Source organism: Acidovorax sp. LjRoot66, assembly GCF_964253305.1.
Taxonomy (GTDB): domain Bacteria; phylum Pseudomonadota; class Gammaproteobacteria; order Burkholderiales; family Burkholderiaceae_C; genus Acidovorax.
In genome coordinates this window covers 4,745,279-4,762,343 of the sequence record NZ_CAXUQU020000001.1, presented here as the reverse complement: position 1 = coordinate 4,762,343, position 17,065 = coordinate 4,745,279, and the positions used below count along the sequence as shown (strand labels likewise).

Annotated in this window: 18 protein-coding genes; 11 read left to right on the top strand and 7 right to left on the bottom strand. The window is 65.1% G+C overall.

The genetic code is table 11. From position 1 onward, the window contains the following. Window positions 1-149 precede the first annotated feature (149 nt). From rimP to ACSQ3Y_RS22325, 8 genes are all read left to right on the top strand, one after another. Window positions 150-743, top strand: a complete 594-nt coding sequence (rimP, locus tag ACSQ3Y_RS22360) for a ribosome maturation factor RimP (RefSeq protein ID WP_057203717.1) — start codon at window positions 150-152, stop codon at window positions 741-743. An 88-nt stretch (window positions 744-831) separates the two neighbouring features. Continuing rightward, window positions 832-2,319, top strand: coding sequence for a transcription termination factor NusA (gene nusA, locus ACSQ3Y_RS22355; RefSeq protein ID WP_057203716.1), 1,488 nt, complete (start codon window positions 832-834; stop codon window positions 2,317-2,319). 24 nt (window positions 2,320-2,343) lie between these two features. Then, the gene (infB, locus tag ACSQ3Y_RS22350) at window positions 2,344-5,217 is read left to right on the top strand and encodes a translation initiation factor IF-2 (protein ID WP_057203715.1); all 2,874 of its coding nucleotides are present in this window, start codon (window positions 2,344-2,346) and stop codon (window positions 5,215-5,217) included. Window positions 5,218-5,220: 3 nt separating this feature from the next. Next, window positions 5,221-5,595, top strand: a complete 375-nt coding sequence (gene rbfA, locus ACSQ3Y_RS22345) for a 30S ribosome-binding factor RbfA (protein WP_057203714.1) — start codon at window positions 5,221-5,223, stop codon at window positions 5,593-5,595. Between the two features lie 3 nt (window positions 5,596-5,598). Further along, window positions 5,599-6,591 (top strand): tRNA pseudouridine(55) synthase TruB, encoded by a 993-nt coding sequence (truB, locus tag ACSQ3Y_RS22340; protein ID WP_305743403.1) that lies wholly within the window; start codon window positions 5,599-5,601, stop codon window positions 6,589-6,591. After that, window positions 6,588-8,408, top strand: coding sequence for a translational GTPase TypA (gene typA / locus ACSQ3Y_RS22335; RefSeq protein ID WP_057203712.1), 1,821 nt, complete (start codon window positions 6,588-6,590; stop codon window positions 8,406-8,408). The genes truB and typA overlap by 4 nt, the downstream gene beginning before the upstream one ends. Before the next feature lie 214 nt (window positions 8,409-8,622). Next, window positions 8,623-9,495: a DMT family transporter gene (locus tag ACSQ3Y_RS22330; protein ID WP_436178933.1), complete on the top strand. Its 873-nt coding sequence runs from the start codon at window positions 8,623-8,625 to the stop codon at window positions 9,493-9,495. An 11-nt stretch (window positions 9,496-9,506) separates the two neighbouring features. Further along, window positions 9,507-10,619: an enoyl-CoA hydratase/isomerase family protein gene (locus ACSQ3Y_RS22325; RefSeq protein WP_436178932.1), complete on the top strand. Its 1,113-nt coding sequence runs from the start codon at window positions 9,507-9,509 to the stop codon at window positions 10,617-10,619. 39 nt (window positions 10,620-10,658) lie between these two features. Here the strand turns inward: ACSQ3Y_RS22325 and ACSQ3Y_RS22320 are convergent, their stop codons facing one another. The 5 genes from ACSQ3Y_RS22320 to ACSQ3Y_RS22300 form a co-directional block, all read right to left on the bottom strand. Continuing rightward, window positions 10,659-10,859 (bottom strand): hypothetical protein, encoded by a 201-nt coding sequence (locus ACSQ3Y_RS22320; protein ID WP_436178931.1) that lies wholly within the window; start codon window positions 10,857-10,859, stop codon window positions 10,659-10,661. A 115-nt stretch (window positions 10,860-10,974) separates the two neighbouring features. Then, window positions 10,975-11,871 (bottom strand): anti-sigma factor family protein, encoded by an 897-nt coding sequence (locus tag ACSQ3Y_RS22315; protein WP_436180157.1) that lies wholly within the window; start codon window positions 11,869-11,871, stop codon window positions 10,975-10,977. Further along, complete coding sequence (locus ACSQ3Y_RS22310; RefSeq protein ID WP_436178930.1) at window positions 11,871-12,434, bottom strand: RNA polymerase sigma factor; 564 nt, start codon at window positions 12,432-12,434, stop codon at window positions 11,871-11,873. Before ACSQ3Y_RS22310 ends, ACSQ3Y_RS22315 begins: the two co-directional genes overlap by 1 nt. Before the next feature lie 21 nt (window positions 12,435-12,455). Then, on the bottom strand, window positions 12,456-12,824 hold the full coding sequence (locus tag ACSQ3Y_RS22305) for a COG4315 family predicted lipoprotein (protein ID WP_436178929.1): 369 nt from the start codon (window positions 12,822-12,824) through the stop codon (window positions 12,456-12,458). A 106-nt stretch (window positions 12,825-12,930) separates the two neighbouring features. After that, window positions 12,931-13,800, bottom strand: a complete 870-nt coding sequence (locus ACSQ3Y_RS22300) for a cupin domain-containing protein (protein WP_436178928.1) — start codon at window positions 13,798-13,800, stop codon at window positions 12,931-12,933. 102 nt (window positions 13,801-13,902) lie between these two features. On the opposite strand from ACSQ3Y_RS22300, the gene ACSQ3Y_RS22295 reads away from it, so the two are divergent. Next, window positions 13,903-14,847, top strand: a complete 945-nt coding sequence (locus ACSQ3Y_RS22295) for an alpha/beta fold hydrolase (protein ID WP_436178927.1) — start codon at window positions 13,903-13,905, stop codon at window positions 14,845-14,847. Between the two features lie 70 nt (window positions 14,848-14,917). On the opposite strand, the gene smpB is transcribed toward ACSQ3Y_RS22295, so the two are convergent. Beyond that, window positions 14,918-15,391: an SsrA-binding protein SmpB gene (smpB, locus tag ACSQ3Y_RS22290; protein ID WP_057268812.1), complete on the bottom strand. Its 474-nt coding sequence runs from the start codon at window positions 15,389-15,391 to the stop codon at window positions 14,918-14,920. 149 nt (window positions 15,392-15,540) lie between these two features. On the opposite strand from smpB, the gene ACSQ3Y_RS22285 reads away from it, so the two are divergent. Both ACSQ3Y_RS22285 and ACSQ3Y_RS22280 read left to right on the top strand, forming a co-directional pair. Further along, entirely contained in the window at window positions 15,541-15,981 is a 441-nt protein-coding gene (locus ACSQ3Y_RS22285; protein WP_179680920.1) for a type II toxin-antitoxin system RatA family toxin, read from the top strand. Further along, window positions 15,974-16,330, top strand: coding sequence for an RnfH family protein (locus ACSQ3Y_RS22280; protein WP_436178926.1), 357 nt, complete (start codon window positions 15,974-15,976; stop codon window positions 16,328-16,330). The genes ACSQ3Y_RS22285 and ACSQ3Y_RS22280 overlap by 8 nt, the downstream gene beginning before the upstream one ends. 60 nt (window positions 16,331-16,390) lie before the next feature. On the opposite strand, the gene ACSQ3Y_RS22275 is transcribed toward ACSQ3Y_RS22280, so the two are convergent. Next, window positions 16,391-16,930 carry a DUF4124 domain-containing protein gene (locus tag ACSQ3Y_RS22275; RefSeq protein ID WP_436178925.1) on the bottom strand — a complete coding sequence of 180 codons (540 nt, stop codon included), beginning with the start codon at window positions 16,928-16,930 and terminating at the stop codon, window positions 16,391-16,393. Window positions 16,931-17,065 lie beyond the last annotated feature (135 nt).

Sequence of the window (17,065 nt, the reverse complement as noted above, 5' to 3'; positions counted from 1 at the left end):
GGCAAATCAACGCTTTACGGGCTACAATACGTTTCTCACGACCAAGCGGGCGGGTACCAACCGCCCGTTTTTTTTGGTCGTTTGCTTTTGGAGCTCGAAGCCTCTGGGGGTTATCGGGTTTTTTGTTTTTCCGGGATTGAATAGAACACGTGGCACTGCAGCAAGTCGTTGAACAAATTGTGATTGGCCTGGGGTATGACCTGGTGGAGATCGAACGCTCCGCTGGTGGTCTGCTGCGCATCACCATCGACTTGCCCTGGGTACAGCCTGCCGCCGATGCGCCCGCGCCGGCCGTAGAGCAGTACGTCACGGTCGAAGATTGCGAGAAGGTCACCCGCCAGCTGCAGTTTGCGCTGGAGGTCGATGGCGTTGAATACAAGCGCCTGGAAGTGTCTTCTCCCGGAATCGATCGACCCTTGCGCCACGAGCAGGACTTCGTGCGTTTCGAAGGCTCGATCATCGACATCACATTGAGGGCGCCCATCGGCGCGGCAGGAGCGGGGCAGGTGAATGCCACGCGCAAGAAATTTCGCGGCACGCTGGAGCGGGCCGAGGCAGGGGGTTGGCAGATCGTCTGGAGCGAAGAGCCCGCTGTCAAGCCGGGTCAAAGAATCAGCAAGAAGCGCGTGCCCGCCCCGTTGCAGGCGCTGGGCTTCACCCTGGATGAAACACGGGAAGTCCGTCTGGCGCCCATTGTCGATTTCAAGGGGCGCAGCAACAAGCCAGGGGCCGAGCCCGCCTGAGTTGCAAGCAGGCTGCTGAATGAATTGGGCAGATGGCCGCCGAGTGCAGCCTTTGCTTGTCGGGTGATTGAACTAGGAGAGTCGTCGCATGAATCGCGAATTGTTGATGTTGGTTGAGGCCATTTCGCGCGAAAAGAACGTGGAGCTGGACGTGGTCCTGGGCGCCGTGGAGTCGGCCCTGGCCCAGGCTACCAAGAAGCTGTACCAGGGCGAGGTGGACATTCGCGTGTCCGTCGATCGCGACAGCGGCAACTATGAGACTTTCCGCCGCTGGCTGGTGGTGCCTGACGATGCAGGCCTGCAGAACCCGGAAGCCGAAGAACTGCTGATGGATGCGAAAGATCGCATTGCCGACATCGAAGTCGGCGAGTACATCGAAGAAGGCGTCGAATCCGTGCCCATCGGCCGCATCGGCGCCATGGCAGCCAAGCAGGTCATCCTGCAGAAGATCCGCGACGCGGAGCGCGAAATGCTGCTCAACGACTTCATGTCGCGCGGCGAGCGCATCTTCACCGGCACCGTCAAGCGCATGGACAAGGGCGACATCATCGTCGAGTCCGGCCGGGTGGAAGGCCGCCTGCGCCGCAGCGAGATGATCTCCAAGGAAAACCTGCGCAGCGGTGACCGTGTGCGCGCCATGATCATGGAAGTGGACCTGACGCTGCGCGGCGCGCCCATCATCCTGTCGCGCTCGGCGCCCGAGTTCATGATCGAGCTGTTCCGCCAGGAAGTGCCCGAGATCGAACAGGGCCTGCTGGAGATCAAGAGCTGCGCCCGTGACTCCGGTTCGCGCGCCAAGATCGCCGTGCTCTCGCACGACAAGCGCGTGGACCCCATCGGCACCTGCGTCGGCGTGCGCGGCACCCGCGTGAATGCGGTGACCAACGAGCTCGCCGGCGAGCGCGTGGACATCGTGCTGTGGTCCGAAGACCCGGCCCAGTTCGTGATTGGTGCGCTGGCCCCGGCCAACGTCTCCTCCATCGTGGTCGATGAAGAAAAGCACGCCATGGACGTGGTGGTGGACGAGGAAAACCTCGCCATCGCCATCGGCCGCGGTGGTCAGAACGTGCGCCTGGCGTCCGACCTGACCGGCTGGAAGATCAACATCATGGACGCCGCCGAGTCGGCGCAAAAGCAGGCCAACGAGTCCGACACGGCCCGCAAGCTGTTCATGGAAAAGCTCGATGTGGACGAGGAAATCGCCGACATCCTGATCTCCGAAGGTTTCGCCAGCCTGGAAGAAGTGGCCTATGTGCCGCTGCAGGAAATGCTGGAAATCGAAAGCTTCGACGAAGACACCGTCAATGAGCTGCGTGCCCGTGCCAAGGATGCTCTGCTCACCATGGAAATCGCCCGTGAGGAAAGCGTGGAAGAGGTCTCCCAGGACCTGCGCGACCTCGAAGGCCTGACCCCGGAGCTGATTGCAAAATTGGCCGAAGGCGGTGTGCACACACGTGACGACCTGGCCGATCTGGCCATTGATGAGCTGACCGACCTGACCGGACAGTCTGCAGACGATGCCAAAGCCTTGATCATGAAGGCGCGCGAACACTGGTTCGCGGGGCAGCAAGAGTAAGGGTCAGGGAGGCACGAACCACATATGTCCAGTAATACTGTCGCCGAGTTTGCAACCGAACTCAAAAAATCGCCTGAAACCCTGCTCGACCAGCTCAAGGCTGCCGGCGTGGGCAAGGCCGCCCCATCGGACGCGTTGACCGAGTCCGACAAGCAAAAGCTGCTCGTGTACCTGCAAAACAGCCACGGCACCGCCGCGGTCGACCGCAAGAAGATCACGTTGACGAAGAAGTCCACCAGCGAGATCAAGCAGGCCGATGCCACGGGCAAGGCGCGCACGATCCAGGTGGAAGTGCGCAAGAAGCGCACCTTCATCAAGCGCGATGATGGCGTGGAGGGCTCTGCCGAGTCCGAAGACGCCGTGGTGGAAGAGACACCGATCTCGAGCGAAGAACTTGAGCTGACGCGCCGCGAGGAAGAAGCACGCCGCCAGGCCGAGCTGATCCGCCGCCAGGAAACCGAACTCGCCGAAAAGCGTGCCGAGCGCGAAGCCCGCGAACAGCGCGAGCGCGAAGCCGAAGAGCGCGCTGCCGCCTACGCTGCCCAGGAAGCCGAGAAGAAGGCCCAGGCCTCTGCCGTCAAGCAGGAAGCCACGCGTGAGCAGGCCGCCGAGGCCGCCGCACGCAACGCTGCCCAGACCGAAGCCCGTGAAAAGGCTGCAGCCGAGTCCAAGGCCCGCTCCGACGAGGAAGTGGCCCGCGCCGCCGACCTCGACGCACGCCGCCGCAAGGCCGAAGCCGAGGCAGCCGCCATCCGCTCCATGATGGCCACGCCCAAGAAGGCGGTCATGGTGGCCAAGAAGCCCGAAGAACCCAAGCCCGTGGCCAAGCCCGCGCTGGCTGGCGATGCCAAGAAGGGCACGCTGCACAAGCCCGCAGTGGGCACGGGCACCGGTCCGGCACGCCCTGGCGCACCTGCCACGGCGGCAGCGCCTGGCGCGGCCGCCGGCAAGGAAGTGAAGTCGGCCAAGCTGTCCTCCAGTTGGGCGGGCGACACGGCAAAGAAGAAGGAAATCAAGACCCGCGGCGACAGCAGCGGGGGCGTGGGGCGCAACAACTGGCGCGGAGGCCCGCGTGGCCGCCGTGGCAATGACCGCGACCACCGTGACGACCACCACCAGCAATCCGCTCCGGTGGAGGCGCGCATCATCGAAGTGCACGTGCCCGAAACCATCACGGTGGCCGAGCTGGCGCACAAGATGTCGATCAAGGCCAACGAAGTCATCAAGGCCCTGATGAAGATGGGCCAGATGGTCACCATCAACCAGCCGCTGGACCAGGACACCGCCATGATCATGGTGGAAGAAATGGGCCACAAGGCCGTGGTGGCGGCGCTGGACGATCCGGAAGCCTTCACCGACGACGACACCTTGCAAAAGGACGTCGAACTGCTGCCACGCGCACCTGTGGTCACCGTCATGGGCCACGTGGACCATGGCAAGACCTCGCTGCTCGACTACATCCGCCGTGCCAAGGTCGCCTCGGGCGAAGCCGGCGGCATCACGCAGCACATCGGTGCCTACCACGTGGAAACGCCACGCGGCATGATCTCGTTCCTGGACACCCCTGGCCACGAGGCGTTCACCGCCATGCGTGCCCGTGGTGCACAGGCCACCGACATCGTGATCCTGGTGGTGGCAGCGGACGACGGTGTCATGCCCCAGACCAAGGAAGCCATCAAGCACGCCAAGGCGGCTGGTGTTCCCATCGTGGTGGCGGTCAACAAGATCGACAAGCCCGATGCCAACGCCGATCGCGTCAAGCAGGAGCTGGTGGTCGAGTCCGTCGTGCCTGAAGAGTACGGTGGCGAGTCGCCATTCGTCTCGGTGTCGGCCAAGACCGGCCAGGGCATCGACGACCTGCTCGAACAGGTGCTGCTGCAGGCCGAAGTGCTGGAACTGAAGGCACCGGTCGACTCGCTGGCCAAGGGCCTGGTGATCGAAGCCCAACTGGACAAGGGCCGCGGCCCTGTGGCCACGGTGCTGGTGCAGTCCGGTACGCTCAAGGTCGGCGATGTGGTGCTTGCAGGCCAGACCTACGGCCGCGTGCGCGCCATGCTGGACGAAAACGGCAAGACCGCCAAGACCGCAGGCCCATCGATCCCGGTGGAAATCCAGGGTCTGACCGAAGTGCCCCAGGCCGGCGACGAATTCATGGTGCTCACGGATGAACGCCGTGCCCGCGAAATCGCCACCTACCGTGCCGGCAAGTTCCGCAACACCAAGCTGGCCAAGCAGCAGGCTGCGAAGCTCGAGAACATGTTTGCCGACATGACGGCAGGCGAAGTGAAGATGCTGCCCATCATCGTCAAGTCCGACGTGCAGGGTTCGCAGGAAGCGCTGTCGCAGTCGCTGCTCAAGCTCTCGACCGACGAGGTCAAGGTGCAGCTGGTGTACGCCGCAGTGGGCGCCATCAGCGAGTCGGACATCAACCTGGCGATCGCCTCCAAGGCCATCGTGATCGGTTTCAACGTGCGTGCCGATGCCGGTGCACGCAAGCTGGCCGAGAGCAATGGCGTCGATCTGCACTACTACAGCATCATCTATGACGCTGTGGACGAGTTGCGCGTGGCCATGTCGGGCATGCTGGCTCCCGAGCAGCGCGAAGAGATCATCGGTACGGCCGAGATCCGCACGGTGTTCGTGGCGACCAAGATCGGTACGATTGCCGGTTCGTACATCACCTCGGGCATGGTCCATCGCAACGCACGGTTCCGCCTGCTGCGCGACAACGTGGTGGTCTACACGGGCGAAGTCGACTCGGTCAAGCGCCTCAAGGACGACGTCAAGGAAGTCAAGGAAGGCTTCGAGTGCGGTATCAAGCTCAAGAACTACAACGACATCAAGGAAGGCGATCAACTCGAATTCTTTGATATCAAGGAAATCGCGCGGACGCTGTAACCGATGGCTGCGAAGAAGAAGTCCTCCACCCCGAACCGCGCCTTCAAGGTCGCCGATCAGATCCAGCGCGATCTGACGGAGCTGATCGCGCGCGAGTTGAAAGACCCGCGCGTGGGCATGGTGACGCTGCAGGGTGTGGAGGTGACTCCCGACTACGCGCACGCCAAGGTGTTCTTCAGCCTGCTGGTGGGCGACCCTGTGGAAACACAGGCGGCGCTCAACCAGGCGGCTGGGTTCCTGCGCAATGGCCTGTTCAAGCGCCTGCACATCCACACGGTGCCCACGCTGCACTTCGTGTACGACCGCACCTCCGAGCGTGCGGCCGACATGAACGCCTTGATCGCCAAGGCCGTCTCTTCGCGCGCCCAAGAGGAGTAGTCCATGCACTCGCCTCGCACCAGGGTGCAGCGGCGCCCTGTGCATGGGGTGTTGCTGCTGGACAAACCGCTCGGCCTGTCGAGCAACGACGCCTTGCAAAAGGCGAAATGGCTGCTGCGCGCCGAAAAAGCGGGCCATACCGGCACGCTCGATCCGCTGGCCAGCGGCGTGCTGCCGCTGTGCTTTGGCGCGGCCACCAAGTTCAGCCAGCTGCAGCTCGATGCCCCCAAGACCTATGAGGCCGTGGCCCTGCTGGGCGTGACCACCACCACCGGCGATGCCGAGGGCGACGTGGTCGAGCGCCGCCCCGTGGTGCTGGCCGAGCTCACACCCGAGCGCCTGGCCGCCGTGCAGCTGCAGTTCACCGGCCCCCTTCAGCAGGTGCCGCCGATGTACAGCGCCCTCAAGAAGGACGGCAAGGCCCTGTACGAATACGCGCGCGCCGGCATCGAGGTGGACCGGCCGGCACGCGACGTGGTGATCCATTCGCTTTCCCTCACGCTGCTGGCGGACAATCCGGATGCCATCGCCGTTAAAATGGTGGTGCAGTGCAGCAAAGGCACCTACATCCGCACGCTGGGTGAGGACGTGGGCGCGGCGCTGGGTTTCGGTGCCCACCTTACTTTTTTGCGCCGCATCGATACCGGGGGTATCGGGGTGGAGCGCTGTGTCACGCTGGCGCAGCTCGAAGCCATGGAGGAGGGGGAGCGCCTGGCGCAGCTGGAGCCGCCCGAGTCCCTGCTGGCGCAACACGTGCGTGTCACGCTGGACAGCGAGAATGCTGCTCGCTTCCTGTCGGGCGTACGCCGCCGAGGCACCTGGCCCGATGCCGGGGCCGTGGCGGTGTTTGGCGACAATCCCCCGGCACTGCTGGGGGTGGGCCACATCGTGGGCGGGGAGCTGGTGCCCGACAGGCTCCTGAGTCCGCTGGAAATTCAACAAATTTTGGAAGGTACGCCGCACCTGCAAGCCAGCGGCACATTGGAAAAACTATGACTAAACAGATCCGCAACATCGCCATCATCGCCCACGTTGACCATGGCAAGACCACCATGGTGGACCAATTGCTGCGCCAGTCCGGCACCTTCGCCGACCACGAAAAGGTCGTCGACACCGTGATGGACAACAACGCGATTGAAAAAGAGCGTGGCATCACGATTCTGGCCAAGAACTGCGCCGTGAGCTGGGAAGGCACCCACATCAACATCGTGGATACCCCTGGTCACGCGGACTTCGGCGGTGAAGTGGAGCGTGCCCTGTCCATGGTCGACAGCGTGGTGCTGCTGATCGACGCGCAAGAGGGCCCCATGCCCCAGACGCGTTTCGTGACCAAGAAGGCCCTGGCCCTGGGCCTGCGCCCCATCCTGGTGGTGAACAAGGTCGACAAGCCCGGTGCCAACCCCGACAAGGTGGTCAACGCCGCGTTCGACCTGTTCGACAAGCTCGGTGCCACCGATGAGCAACTCGACTTCCCCGTGGTGTACGCCTCGGGCATCAACGGCTGGTCGTCGCTGGTGGAAGGCGCTCCTGGCGAGCAGTGGGGCCCCGACATGTCGGCCCTGTTCAACACCATCCTGAGCCACGTTCCCCCGAACACGGGTGACCCGGCCGCTCCGCTGCAGCTGCAGATCTCGGCGCTGGACTTCTCCACCTTCGTGGGCCGCATCGGCGTGGGCCGCATCAGCCAGGGCACCATCAAGCCCATGATGGACGTGGTCGTCATGGAAGGCCCCGATGGCAAGGCCGTCAAGGGCCGCGTCAACCAGGTGCTGACCTTCCAGGGCCTTGATCGCATGCAGACGCCCATGGCCGGCCCTGGCGACATCGTGCTGATCAACGGCATCGAAGACATCGGCATCGGCGTGACCATCACCGACCCTGCCAACCCCGCGCCGCTGCCCATGCTCAAGGTGGACGAGCCCACGCTGACCATGAACTTCTGCGTGAACACCTCGCCACTGGCCGGCCGCGAAGGCAAGTTCGTGACCAGCCGCCAGATCTGGGACCGCCTGCAAAAGGAGCTGCAACACAACGTGGCCCTGCGCGTGAAGGAAACCGACGAAGAAGGCATCTTCGAAGTGATGGGCCGTGGTGAATTGCACCTGACCATCCTGCTCGAAAACATGCGCCGCGAAGGCTACGAAATGGCCGTGTCCAAGCCCCGCGTCGTGTTCCGCGACGTGAACGGCGAAAAGCACGAGCCTATCGAACTGGTGACGGCCGACATCGAAGAAGGCCACCAGGGCGGCGTGATGCAAGCGCTGGGCGAGCGCAAGGGCGAGTTGGTGAACATGGAGCCGGACGGCCGTGGCCGCGTGCGCCTGGAGTACCGCATTCCTGCGCGGGGCCTGATCGGCTTCACCAACGAATTTCTGAACCTGACGCGTGGCTCGGGCCTCATCAGCAACATCTTCGACAGCTACGAGCCGCACAAGGGCGACATCGGCGGTCGCAAGAACGGCGTGCTGATCTCCATGGACGACGGTGAAATCTTCACCTACGCCCTGGGCAAGCTCGACGACCGCGGCCGCATGTTCGTCAAGGCCAACGATCCCGTGTACGAAGGCATGATCGTCGGCATCCACAGCCGCGACAACGACCTGGTGGTGAACGCCACGCGTACCAAGCAGCTGACCAACTTCCGCGTGTCCGGCAAGGAAGACGCGATCAAGATCACGCCGCCCATCGATGCCACGCTCGAATACGCCGTGGAATTCATCGAGGATGACGAGCTGGTCGAAATCACGCCCAAGTCCATCCGCATCCGCAAGCGCCACCTGAAGGAAAGCGACCGCAAGCGCGCGGGCCGCTGATCGCGCGGCGTTCCCTCTCCTTGCTGGAGAGTGGAATGACGACACCAGGCTGAAAGGCTTGCCAAAGGGCCACAGTCACCGTGCTGTGGCCCTTTTGTCGTCAAGAGCGGTTAAAAGAATTCTTTCGGCGCTGTCGCTGCGCGCAGGCCTTCGGGGCGGGCGGGTTGCATGGGGCTGGTTATGGACGAGAGATGCAGACGATGGCGGTGCCCCGATGAAGCTCACCCACTCAAAGGCCGTGGCCCTGATGGTGGCCGTGACCCTGATGTGGTCCATCGCCGGCGTGGTCACGCGCCACCTGGAGCAGGCGCGCAGCTTCGAGGTGACCTTCTGGCGCAGCCTGTTCACGCTGGCTGCGCTGCTGGTCATACTGCCTGCGCTGCAGGGGCGCGCGGTGTTCGCCTCCATGCGCCAAAGCGGGCGGGCGCTGTGGATCTCGGGCCTGTGCTGGAGCGTGATGTTCACCGCCTTCATGGTGGCCATTCTGCTCATGCCGGTGGCCAACGTGCTGGTCACCATGGCGGCAGGGCCCCTGCTCACCGCGCTGTTCGCGCGCGTGTTCATCGGCCACCGCATCGCCCCGCGCACCTGGGCCGCCATCGGTGTGGCAGGCTTGGGTATCGCCTGGATGTACGGCTCGCAAATGGCCGGGCTGCCCGTGGTGGGCACGCTGGTGGCCTTGTGCGTGCCCGTCGCCGCTGCCATCAACTGGACGGTGGTGCAGCACGCGCAGCGCCACGGCCATGCGGTGGACCTGGCGCCCGCCGTGCTGGTGGGGGCGGTCATATCGGTGCTGACCACGCTGCCCCTGGCGCTGCCGTTCCAGGCCTCGGCGCATGACCTTGGGCTGCTGGCCCTGCTGGGCGTGGTGCAATTGGCCATCCCCTGCGTGCTGGCAGTGCGCTGCGGACAGGTGCTCAAGGCCCCCGAACTGGCTCTGCTGAGCCTGCTCGAAGTGATCTTTGGTATTTTGCTGGCATGGCTGGGTGCGGGCGAAGAGCCCGCCGCCGCCGTGCTGACGGGTGGCGCGCTGGTGATCGGCGCGCTGGTTTTCAACGAATTACTGGCTTTCAAGGAACAACAATGACGGAGACGACCATGACTGCAACCAATACGGCGGCGCCTGCTGCCGCTGCCGAAGTGCTGAGCGAAGTGCGCGGCCAGGTGGGCTTCATCACGCTGAACCGCCCGCGCGCGCTCAATGCGCTGTCGCTGGGCATGGTGCGCGACCTCATGGCCATCCTGCTCGCGTGGCAGCACGACGATGCAGTGCTGGCTGTGGCCATCCGCGGCAGCAACAAGGAAGGCCCCTTCGGCGCCTTCTGCGCCGGTGGCGACATCCGCTTTTTGCACCAGGCCGGCAGCCAGGGCAACCCGCAGCTCGAGGACTTCTTCACCGAGGAATACGCCCTCAACCACCTGATCCACAACTACGCCAAGCCCTACATCGCCTTCATGGACGGCATCGTCATGGGCGGGGGCATGGGCATCAGCCAGGGCGCCGCGCTGCGCGTGGTGACCGAGCGCACGAAGATGGCCATGCCCGAGACGGCCATCGGCCTGTTCCCCGACGTGGGTGGTGGCTACTTCCTGGCGCGCTGCCCCGGCAGCGCGGGCGAATGGCTGGCGCTCACCGGTGACACCATCGGCGCCGATGCGGCCGTGGCCTGCAACCTGGCCGATGGCTGCATCCCGGTGGACCAGCAGGCCCCCGTGTGGGAGGCCCTGGGCACGCAGCAGTTTGCCGATGCAGAGGCTGTCAAGGCCTTCGTCGTTGCGCGCCTGCTGCCGAAGAGCCAGGCGGTTGCGGTAGAACTGGCGCAGGCGGACGCCTACTTCGCGCTGCCCACTGTGGGCGAGATCGTGCGCGCCCTCGAAGCCGCCGATTCCGACTGGGCACGCGCCACCGTTGCCACTCTGCGCAAGCGCTCGCCGCTGATGCTGCACGTGGTGCTTGAACAGATCCGCCGTGCGCGCGGCATGGGCCTGGCCGACGACCTGCGCATGGAGCGCGACATGGTGCGCCACTGCTTTTACCTGCGCCCCGGCCAGAGCGAAACGGTGGAGGGCATCCGCGCCCTGGCCGTGGACAAGGACCATGCGCCGAAGTGGAACCCCGCACGCATCGAAGACGTCACCCCCGCAATGGTGGCACCGTTCTTCGCCAGCCCCTGGCCCGCGCACTCGCATCCATTGGCAGCCTTGGTGTGACCCAGAACGCGGCCCGCTGACCTCGTCAGCGGGTTCCCGTCAGGCCCCTGCTGCGACGGCCTTTGGCGCCTGCGCGTGCATGCGCAGCAGCATCGACTCGAGTTTTTCGTTGGTCAGCCCGGTGTGCGCAGGCGCACGTGCCGCCTGTGTGTCGGCTGCCCGCACCTGCTCACGGCCCGATGGGCTGGCGGCGCGCTCCAGCGTGGAGGCCGAAGAACGGGTGCTGTGTGCTGTCGTCATGGCGAATCGATCCATCGGTGTTGCTGGCGCAACAGTCTGATGGGGATCCGTGCCGCCCGGTCTTGAAAAAAGCAGGGCAAAGCCGTGCCAGATCGGCCGATCTGAGGATGGGTCGCTACAGCTGCCGGTGCACCGCCGCTGCCAGGGTAAGCAACTCCTGGCGCGACAACTGGCCGCTCAGGGCATAGCCAAAGCCCTGATCGGCCCAGTAGAACCCGGGCACGGGGCCATCGCTGGTGAACTGGAAGGCGGTCTCTGCCGCGCTGGGCGGTGCTGGCGCACCGGGCTTGGCAGCAACGGGGGTTGCCGGGGTGCCGGGCCGCGCGATGGCGCCCAGGTACAGGGTGATGCGCTCGCCCTTGGTGTTCTGGTACATGAACTGCGCGCGTGCGCCCGCATCACCGGGCAGCAGGCGGCCACCCACCAGTTCGTAGCCCTCATCGGCCAGCACGGGCAGCTTGAGCGGGCGACCCAGCCGCTTGGAGAGCCACTGCACCAGGTGCTCCTGCTGCGCGGCAGGCACCTCGACGGGGTGGCGCACCTCGGGCTGGTACACGGCATGCGCCACGGCAGCCTGCTGGGCAAAGCGCTGCCCGGTGGCGGCCAGCACCAGGGCCTGGCTGTCGGTGCGGCCCGTGGCGGGCCACAGGCTGCGCCCGGTCCAGCCCAGGGTAAACGCCAGCAGCACCGACGCCGCCATGCCCCCCCAGCGCCACCATTGGTCCTGCCGCTCCCTGCGGGCCGAGGTGCGCAGTGCGGCGGCCACCAGGGCCTCGGGCACGGGCTCGGCCAGCATGCCCTGGTGCAGGGCGCGCAATTGCTGGCGCTGCTGCTGCCAGTGCGCCAGGGTCTCTTGCGCGCCGGCCTGGCCTTCAAGCCGGTGGCGCAGGGCGGTTTCATCCGCAGGCGACAGGCGGCCATCCGCCAGCGCATGCCATGCGGCTTCGTCGTCGGTGGGTGGGGCAGGGTGGTGGTGGTGCTTGTCCATGGCTGGCTGGCGCTCGGGCTTCATCATTTGAGGCGGCGCAAGGTGGTTGGCTGGCCGGCGGATGCACCGTGGTCCGGATGATTCTCGGTCGCTGCCGGGGCCGGTGCGGCCGAGGCGGCAGGCGCACGCTCCATCAGCAGACGCAGGCGGCTGCGCGCACGCGACAGGCGCGACATCACCGTGCCCACGGGGATGCCCAGAATGCGCGCCGTGTCGCCATAGTCCATGTCCTCCAGCGTCACCAGCAGCAGCACGGCGCGCTGCTCGGGCGGCAGGCGCTGCAGGCAGCGCTCCAGGTCCAGCGCATCATCGCCCATGCCGGCGCTACCCTGCAGGCTGTCGTGCAGGTCATCCAGGTCCAGATGGGGCTGCGGCGGCTGGGTGCGCAGCTGGTTGAGGTACAGGTTGTGCATCAGCGTGAACAGCCAGGCGCGCAGGTCGCTGCCCGTGCGCCACAGCAGCCATTTGCTGCAGGCCCGCTCCAGCGTGTCCTGCACCAGGTCGTCGGCCGCCCAGGCATCGCCCGTCAGCACGCGCGCATATCGGCGCAGTGCGGGCAACTGCTCTACGGCCTGGGTGCGGTTCATGCCAAAGGGAGGGGGGATCGATCAGGGGCGTGCCGTGCGCCACACCTGGTTCACGCCGTCGCCCGTCTTGTCACCGGGCTTGGCATCCTTGGCCCAGTAGTAAAGCGGCTTGCCCTTGTAGGCCAGTTGCATCTTGCCGTCGTCACGGGTGACCACGCTGTAGTCGCTGCCGGGTGCCTTGTCGGCCATCAGCGGCGGCCAGTTGGTGGCGCAGGGGCCATTGCACACCGACTTGCCGCTGCCGGCGGTGTCGCGGTCGAAGGTATACAGCGTCATGCCGCCGGCACCCACAAGCACGCCATCCATGGTTTTCACGGGGCCATCGGCGGCCATGGTGGAGCAGCCGGCAATGGCAACGAACGCGGCGATGGACAACAGGGTCTTTTTCATGGTTTCTCCAAGTGGAAGAAGGGAGTTGCAGGCACCGGCAAATGCCGCCTTGCATCTGGGTAAACACATGGGCCTGGCGATTTATTCCACCGGGCGCGAATAAATTCTAGCTGCGGCTTGTTTTTACGTCCGCCGCACTGGCCCGTAGGTGCCCTTGCTGCGCCTGCTTCCACTCGCGCGGAGACAGCCCGCATTGCGCCTTGAAGGCCCGCGACAGAGCCGATTCGCTGCCGTACCCAACCTCCTCGGCAATCCATCGCAGCGACTGCCCCTGCCGCAACGCCTTCTGCGCTAGGCCTACGCGCCAGCGCTGCAGGTAGGCACCAGGCGTGCAGCCCACCGTGTCGCGAAATTGGGTGGCGAACACGCTGCGCGACATGCCCGCCCGCTCGGCCAGTGCATCCAGTGTCCATTCCTGGCGGGGGTTTTCGTGCATGTCCACGAGCGCATGGCGCAGCTTGGCGTGGGCCAGCCCTGCGAGCATGCCTGCGCCCGTCTGTCCCTGCTCCATGAGGTGGCGCAGCACCTGGATGAAGACGACTTCGAAAAGGCGGTTGAGCATTGCCCGCCGGCCGCAATTGGCTGCAAAAGCCTCGCCAAAGAGCAGCGAGAGTGCTTCGGCCGAGCCCTGAATCTCGTCCAGTGGCCGGCACACGAACGGCGGCAGCGCGGCGCAGATGGGGTTGGCCGCGCCACCCTCAAACCGCAGCTGCGCACACGCAAAGTCCGCGCCGTCCCGGGTGTCGGTGATGAAGCGGTGCGCCATCGGCAAGGGGTACAGCAGCAGGCTCGGCCGCGTGATGCGCAGCACCTCGGCGCCCCCGTGGCTCACGCCCACCTCGCCCCGGCACACCAGGTGCAGCTGGCCGCAATCGCCGCCCCCGTCCAGTTCATTGACGCCACACAGCGCACCCGTGTGGAACACGTTGGCCGTCACGCTGAAGTGCGCCAGCAAAGCGTCAAGTCGATCGGTCATTGAATACTCAAGGTCAAGTTATTAAGACTTTTTATCACCAATCGTTCGTCTTGGGGCGATAAAGTTCTTTCTGTCGATTTGACAAGCCCACCAAGGACCGCCATGAAAGCCCTTCCCCGCATCTTCAGCATCGCCGCACTCGCCATCGCCTGCACCGCCGCAGCGGCCGCCGCCGACAAGGCAACTGCCGGCCACCCGGCTGCCGTGGTGCAAAGTGCCAGCACCATCACCACGCCCGATGGCGTGCAGCTGTATTACAAGGACTGGGGGCCACGCAACGGACCGGTGGTGACCTTCAGCCACGGCTGGCCGCTCGATTCCGATAGCTGGGAGTCGCAGATGATCTTCCTGGCCTCCAAGGGCTACCGTGTGGTCGCGCACGACCGCCGGGGCCATGGCCGCTCCGCCCAGCCCTGGGAAGGCAACGACATGGACCACTACGCCGACGACCTCGCCGCCGTGATCGATGCCCTGAAGCTCAAGGATGTGACCCTGGTCGGTTTTTCGACTGGCGGTGGTGAGGTGGCGCGCTACATCGGCCGCCACGGCACGGCCAAGGTGAAAAAGGCGGTGCTGGTCAGCGCGGTGCCGCCGCTGATGCTCAAGACAGACAGCAACCCCGGTGGCTTGCCCATCGAAGTGTTCGACGGCATTCGCAAGGGATCGCTCGAAAACCGGTCACAGCTTTACCTGGACATTGCCTCGGGGCCGTTCTTCGGCTTCAACCGCCCGGGCGCCAAGGTGTCGCAAGGCGCCATCCAGTCGTTCTGGCACCAGGGCATGCTGGGCGGCCACAAGAACACCTACGACTCCATCGCCGCGTTCTCGGCCACCGACTTCACCGAAGACCTCAAGCGCTTCGACGTGCCCACGCTGGTGATCCATGGCGATGACGACCAGATCGTCCCCATCGATGCGTCAGGCCGTGCCTCGGCCCGGTTGGTCAAGAACTCCAGGCTCATCGTCTACCCCGGTGCACCGCACGGGTTGACCGATACGCACAAGGACCGGCTCAACAACGACCTTCTGAACTTCATCCAGCAATAAATAGACTGCGGCGGCCTCGGGGAGGCCGCGCAGCTGCGGCAGGCGCGTCGAAAAAAGGGCGCCTGTTCCCTTATCGATTGCGGCTCTTCATCGCGCGTTCCACCTCGCGCTTGCCTTCGCGGTCCTTGATGGTGTCGCGCTTGTCGTGCTCGGCCTTGCCCTTGGCCAGGGCGACCTCGCACTTCACGTAGCCGTTCTTCCAGTGCAGGTTCAGCGGCACCAGCGTGTAGCCCTTTTGCTCCACCTTGATGATCAGGTGCTTGATGTCATCCTTCTTGAGCAGCAGCTTCTTGGTGCGTATGGCATCGGGGCTCACGTGGGTCGAAGCGGTCTTGAGCGGGTTGATCTGGCAGCCCAGCAAGAACAGCTCGCCATCGCGGATTAGCACGTAGCCGTCGGTCAGTTGCACCTTGCCTTCGCGCAGCGCCTTCACTTCCCAGCCGTACAGGACCATGCCTGCCTCGTGGCGTTCTTCGAAGAAATAGTTGTAGGCCGCCTTCTTGTTATCGGCAATGCGGGCGGTTGGATCGGGTTTCTTGGCCATGAGGTATTAGATGCGGCGCAAACGAGGAGATAAAAGGCCTCCCTACAATGCTTGTGTCTCGCACCTGTCATTTTAGGGTGTGTCCCCGATCTTCTTTGGCCCCATGCCACCGCATCCGGCGAAGATCCCGGCCCAAGCCCTTCACCTGCATGAAAACCGTCAACAAGTCCGTCCTCATCTGGTACAGCCCCGAAGAAATGTTCGCCCTGGTCACGGGGGTCGAAAAATACCCCGAGTTCCTGCCCTGGTGCGACAGTGCCACTGTGCTGGAGCAGTCGGACGAGGGCATGACGGCCGAGGTGGGCATTGCCTTTGGCGGCATCCACAAGACCTTCGTCACCCGCAATACGCACGAGGCCGGCCGGCGCGTGCAAATGCGCCTGGTCAAGGGCCCGTTCTCGCAGCTCGATGGCGACTGGCACTTTCACCCCGTGGGCGACGGCAGCCAGCGCGCCTGCAAGGTCGAGCTGGGCCTGAACTACGGCTTTGACAACGCCGCCCTGGCCGCCCTGGTGGGCCCCGTGTTCGACCGCATCGCCGGCAGCATGGTCGACGCCTTCGTGAAGCGCGCGGAGCAGGTGTATGGCTGATGGCACCGGTGCCGCACCGGCTGCGGCAACCCTGCAGATCACCGTGGTGGTCTCGCTGGCGCCCCGGCAGGTAAGCGAATGCACGGTGCAACTGCCCGCCGGCAGCACCCTGGCCGATGCCCTGCAGGCCGCCGGGCCCATGGCCGCGCAGCGCGAGGGCATGGTGTGCGGCATCTGGGGCCGTGCCCAGCCCGAGACCACCGAGCTCAAGGACCAGGACCGGGTCGAGCTGTACCGGGGCCTCAAGGTCGACCCCAAGGTGGCGCGCCGCGAGCGCTTTGCACGCCAGGGTGCACGCGCCACCGGCCTGTTTGCCCGGCAGCGGCCTGGTGGCAAATCAGGATACTAAATGAAACAAAAACGGCGCCCGAGGCGCCGTTTTTTTGCCACGAATGGGCTTTTGGCGGGCTCAGCGCTTGCAGTCGGAGGCAATCACCGCGTCGATGCGCTTGACCTCGGCATTGCGCTGGGCCTCGTCGAGGAAGATGCGCTCGCCCTGGGCATTGGTCTGCCTGAGCGGTGTGCCCGACTCGAACATGGTCTTGGATGCTTTGGCGCGGGCACAGTTTTCTGCCTTGGCCTTGGCGATCTTGTCGTCCTCGGCCTTCTTCTTGGCGGCTTCGGCGGCCTCGGCTTCGGCCTTGCGCTTCTCCAACTCCTTGTCCTTGCCACTGGCGGCGCTGGCCGCTGCTGCGGGGGCGGCAGCAGCGCCAGAGGCTGCAGTCGTCGCCGGGGCGGCGGCCGCTGCAGGTGCGCTGGCGGCCGGCGTGGTCACGCGCGGGCCGCCAAAGCCCGGCTGCTTGAGCATGTTCTTTTCCGGAATGTCCTGCGGTGGCGGGCGGTCACTGAAGACCTTGCGGCCGTCCTTGTCGATCCACTGCCATTGCGCGGCAGCACCCAGGGCCCAAGTGCAGGCGACGGCCAGTAAAACAATCTTGTGCAATTTCATGCAGGCAAGTTTAGCCGTGCAACAAGTCTGCCGCCAGTGCGGGCGCAGGGGGTGGGGCATGCTGCAACGCCGCACGGGCGGGTGTGGCGCCCTGCAGCGCGTTGCGCAGGCGGGTACAATCCGTCTTTTGGAGCC

Bases quoted from the DNA above. Each gene is read 5' to 3' on its own strand.
- typA (WP_057203712.1), top strand. From the start codon at position 6,588: ATGACTAAACAGATCCGCAACATCGCCATCATCGCCCACGTTGACCAT.
- truB (WP_305743403.1), top strand. From the start codon at position 5,599: ATGCACTCGCCTCGCACCAGGGTGCAGCGGCGCCCTGTGCATGGGGTG.
- infB (WP_057203715.1), top strand. From the start codon at position 2,344: ATGTCCAGTAATACTGTCGCCGAGTTTGCAACCGAACTCAAAAAATCG.
- ACSQ3Y_RS22330 (WP_436178933.1), top strand. From the start codon at position 8,623: ATGAAGCTCACCCACTCAAAGGCCGTGGCCCTGATGGTGGCCGTGACC.
- ACSQ3Y_RS22320 (WP_436178931.1), bottom strand. From the start codon at position 10,859: ATGACGACAGCACACAGCACCCGTTCTTCGGCCTCCACGCTGGAGCGC.
- ACSQ3Y_RS22300 (WP_436178928.1), bottom strand. From the start codon at position 13,800: ATGACCGATCGACTTGACGCTTTGCTGGCGCACTTCAGCGTGACGGCC.
- nusA (WP_057203716.1), top strand. From the start codon at position 832: ATGAATCGCGAATTGTTGATGTTGGTTGAGGCCATTTCGCGCGAAAAG.
- ACSQ3Y_RS22275 (WP_436178925.1), bottom strand. From the start codon at position 16,930: ATGAAATTGCACAAGATTGTTTTACTGGCCGTCGCCTGCACTTGGGCC.
- smpB (WP_057268812.1), bottom strand. From the start codon at position 15,391: ATGGCCAAGAAACCCGATCCAACCGCCCGCATTGCCGATAACAAGAAG.
- ACSQ3Y_RS22295 (WP_436178927.1), top strand. From the start codon at position 13,903: ATGAAAGCCCTTCCCCGCATCTTCAGCATCGCCGCACTCGCCATCGCC.
- ACSQ3Y_RS22315 (WP_436180157.1), bottom strand. From the start codon at position 11,871: ATGAAGCCCGAGCGCCAGCCAGCCATGGACAAGCACCACCACCACCCT.
- ACSQ3Y_RS22280 (WP_436178926.1), top strand. From the start codon at position 15,974: ATGGCTGATGGCACCGGTGCCGCACCGGCTGCGGCAACCCTGCAGATC.
- ACSQ3Y_RS22285 (WP_179680920.1), top strand. From the start codon at position 15,541: ATGAAAACCGTCAACAAGTCCGTCCTCATCTGGTACAGCCCCGAAGAA.
- rbfA (WP_057203714.1), top strand. From the start codon at position 5,221: ATGGCTGCGAAGAAGAAGTCCTCCACCCCGAACCGCGCCTTCAAGGTC.
- ACSQ3Y_RS22325 (WP_436178932.1), top strand. From the start codon at position 9,507: ATGACTGCAACCAATACGGCGGCGCCTGCTGCCGCTGCCGAAGTGCTG.
- ACSQ3Y_RS22305 (WP_436178929.1), bottom strand. From the start codon at position 12,824: ATGAAAAAGACCCTGTTGTCCATCGCCGCGTTCGTTGCCATTGCCGGC.
- ACSQ3Y_RS22310 (WP_436178930.1), bottom strand. From the start codon at position 12,434: ATGAACCGCACCCAGGCCGTAGAGCAGTTGCCCGCACTGCGCCGATAT.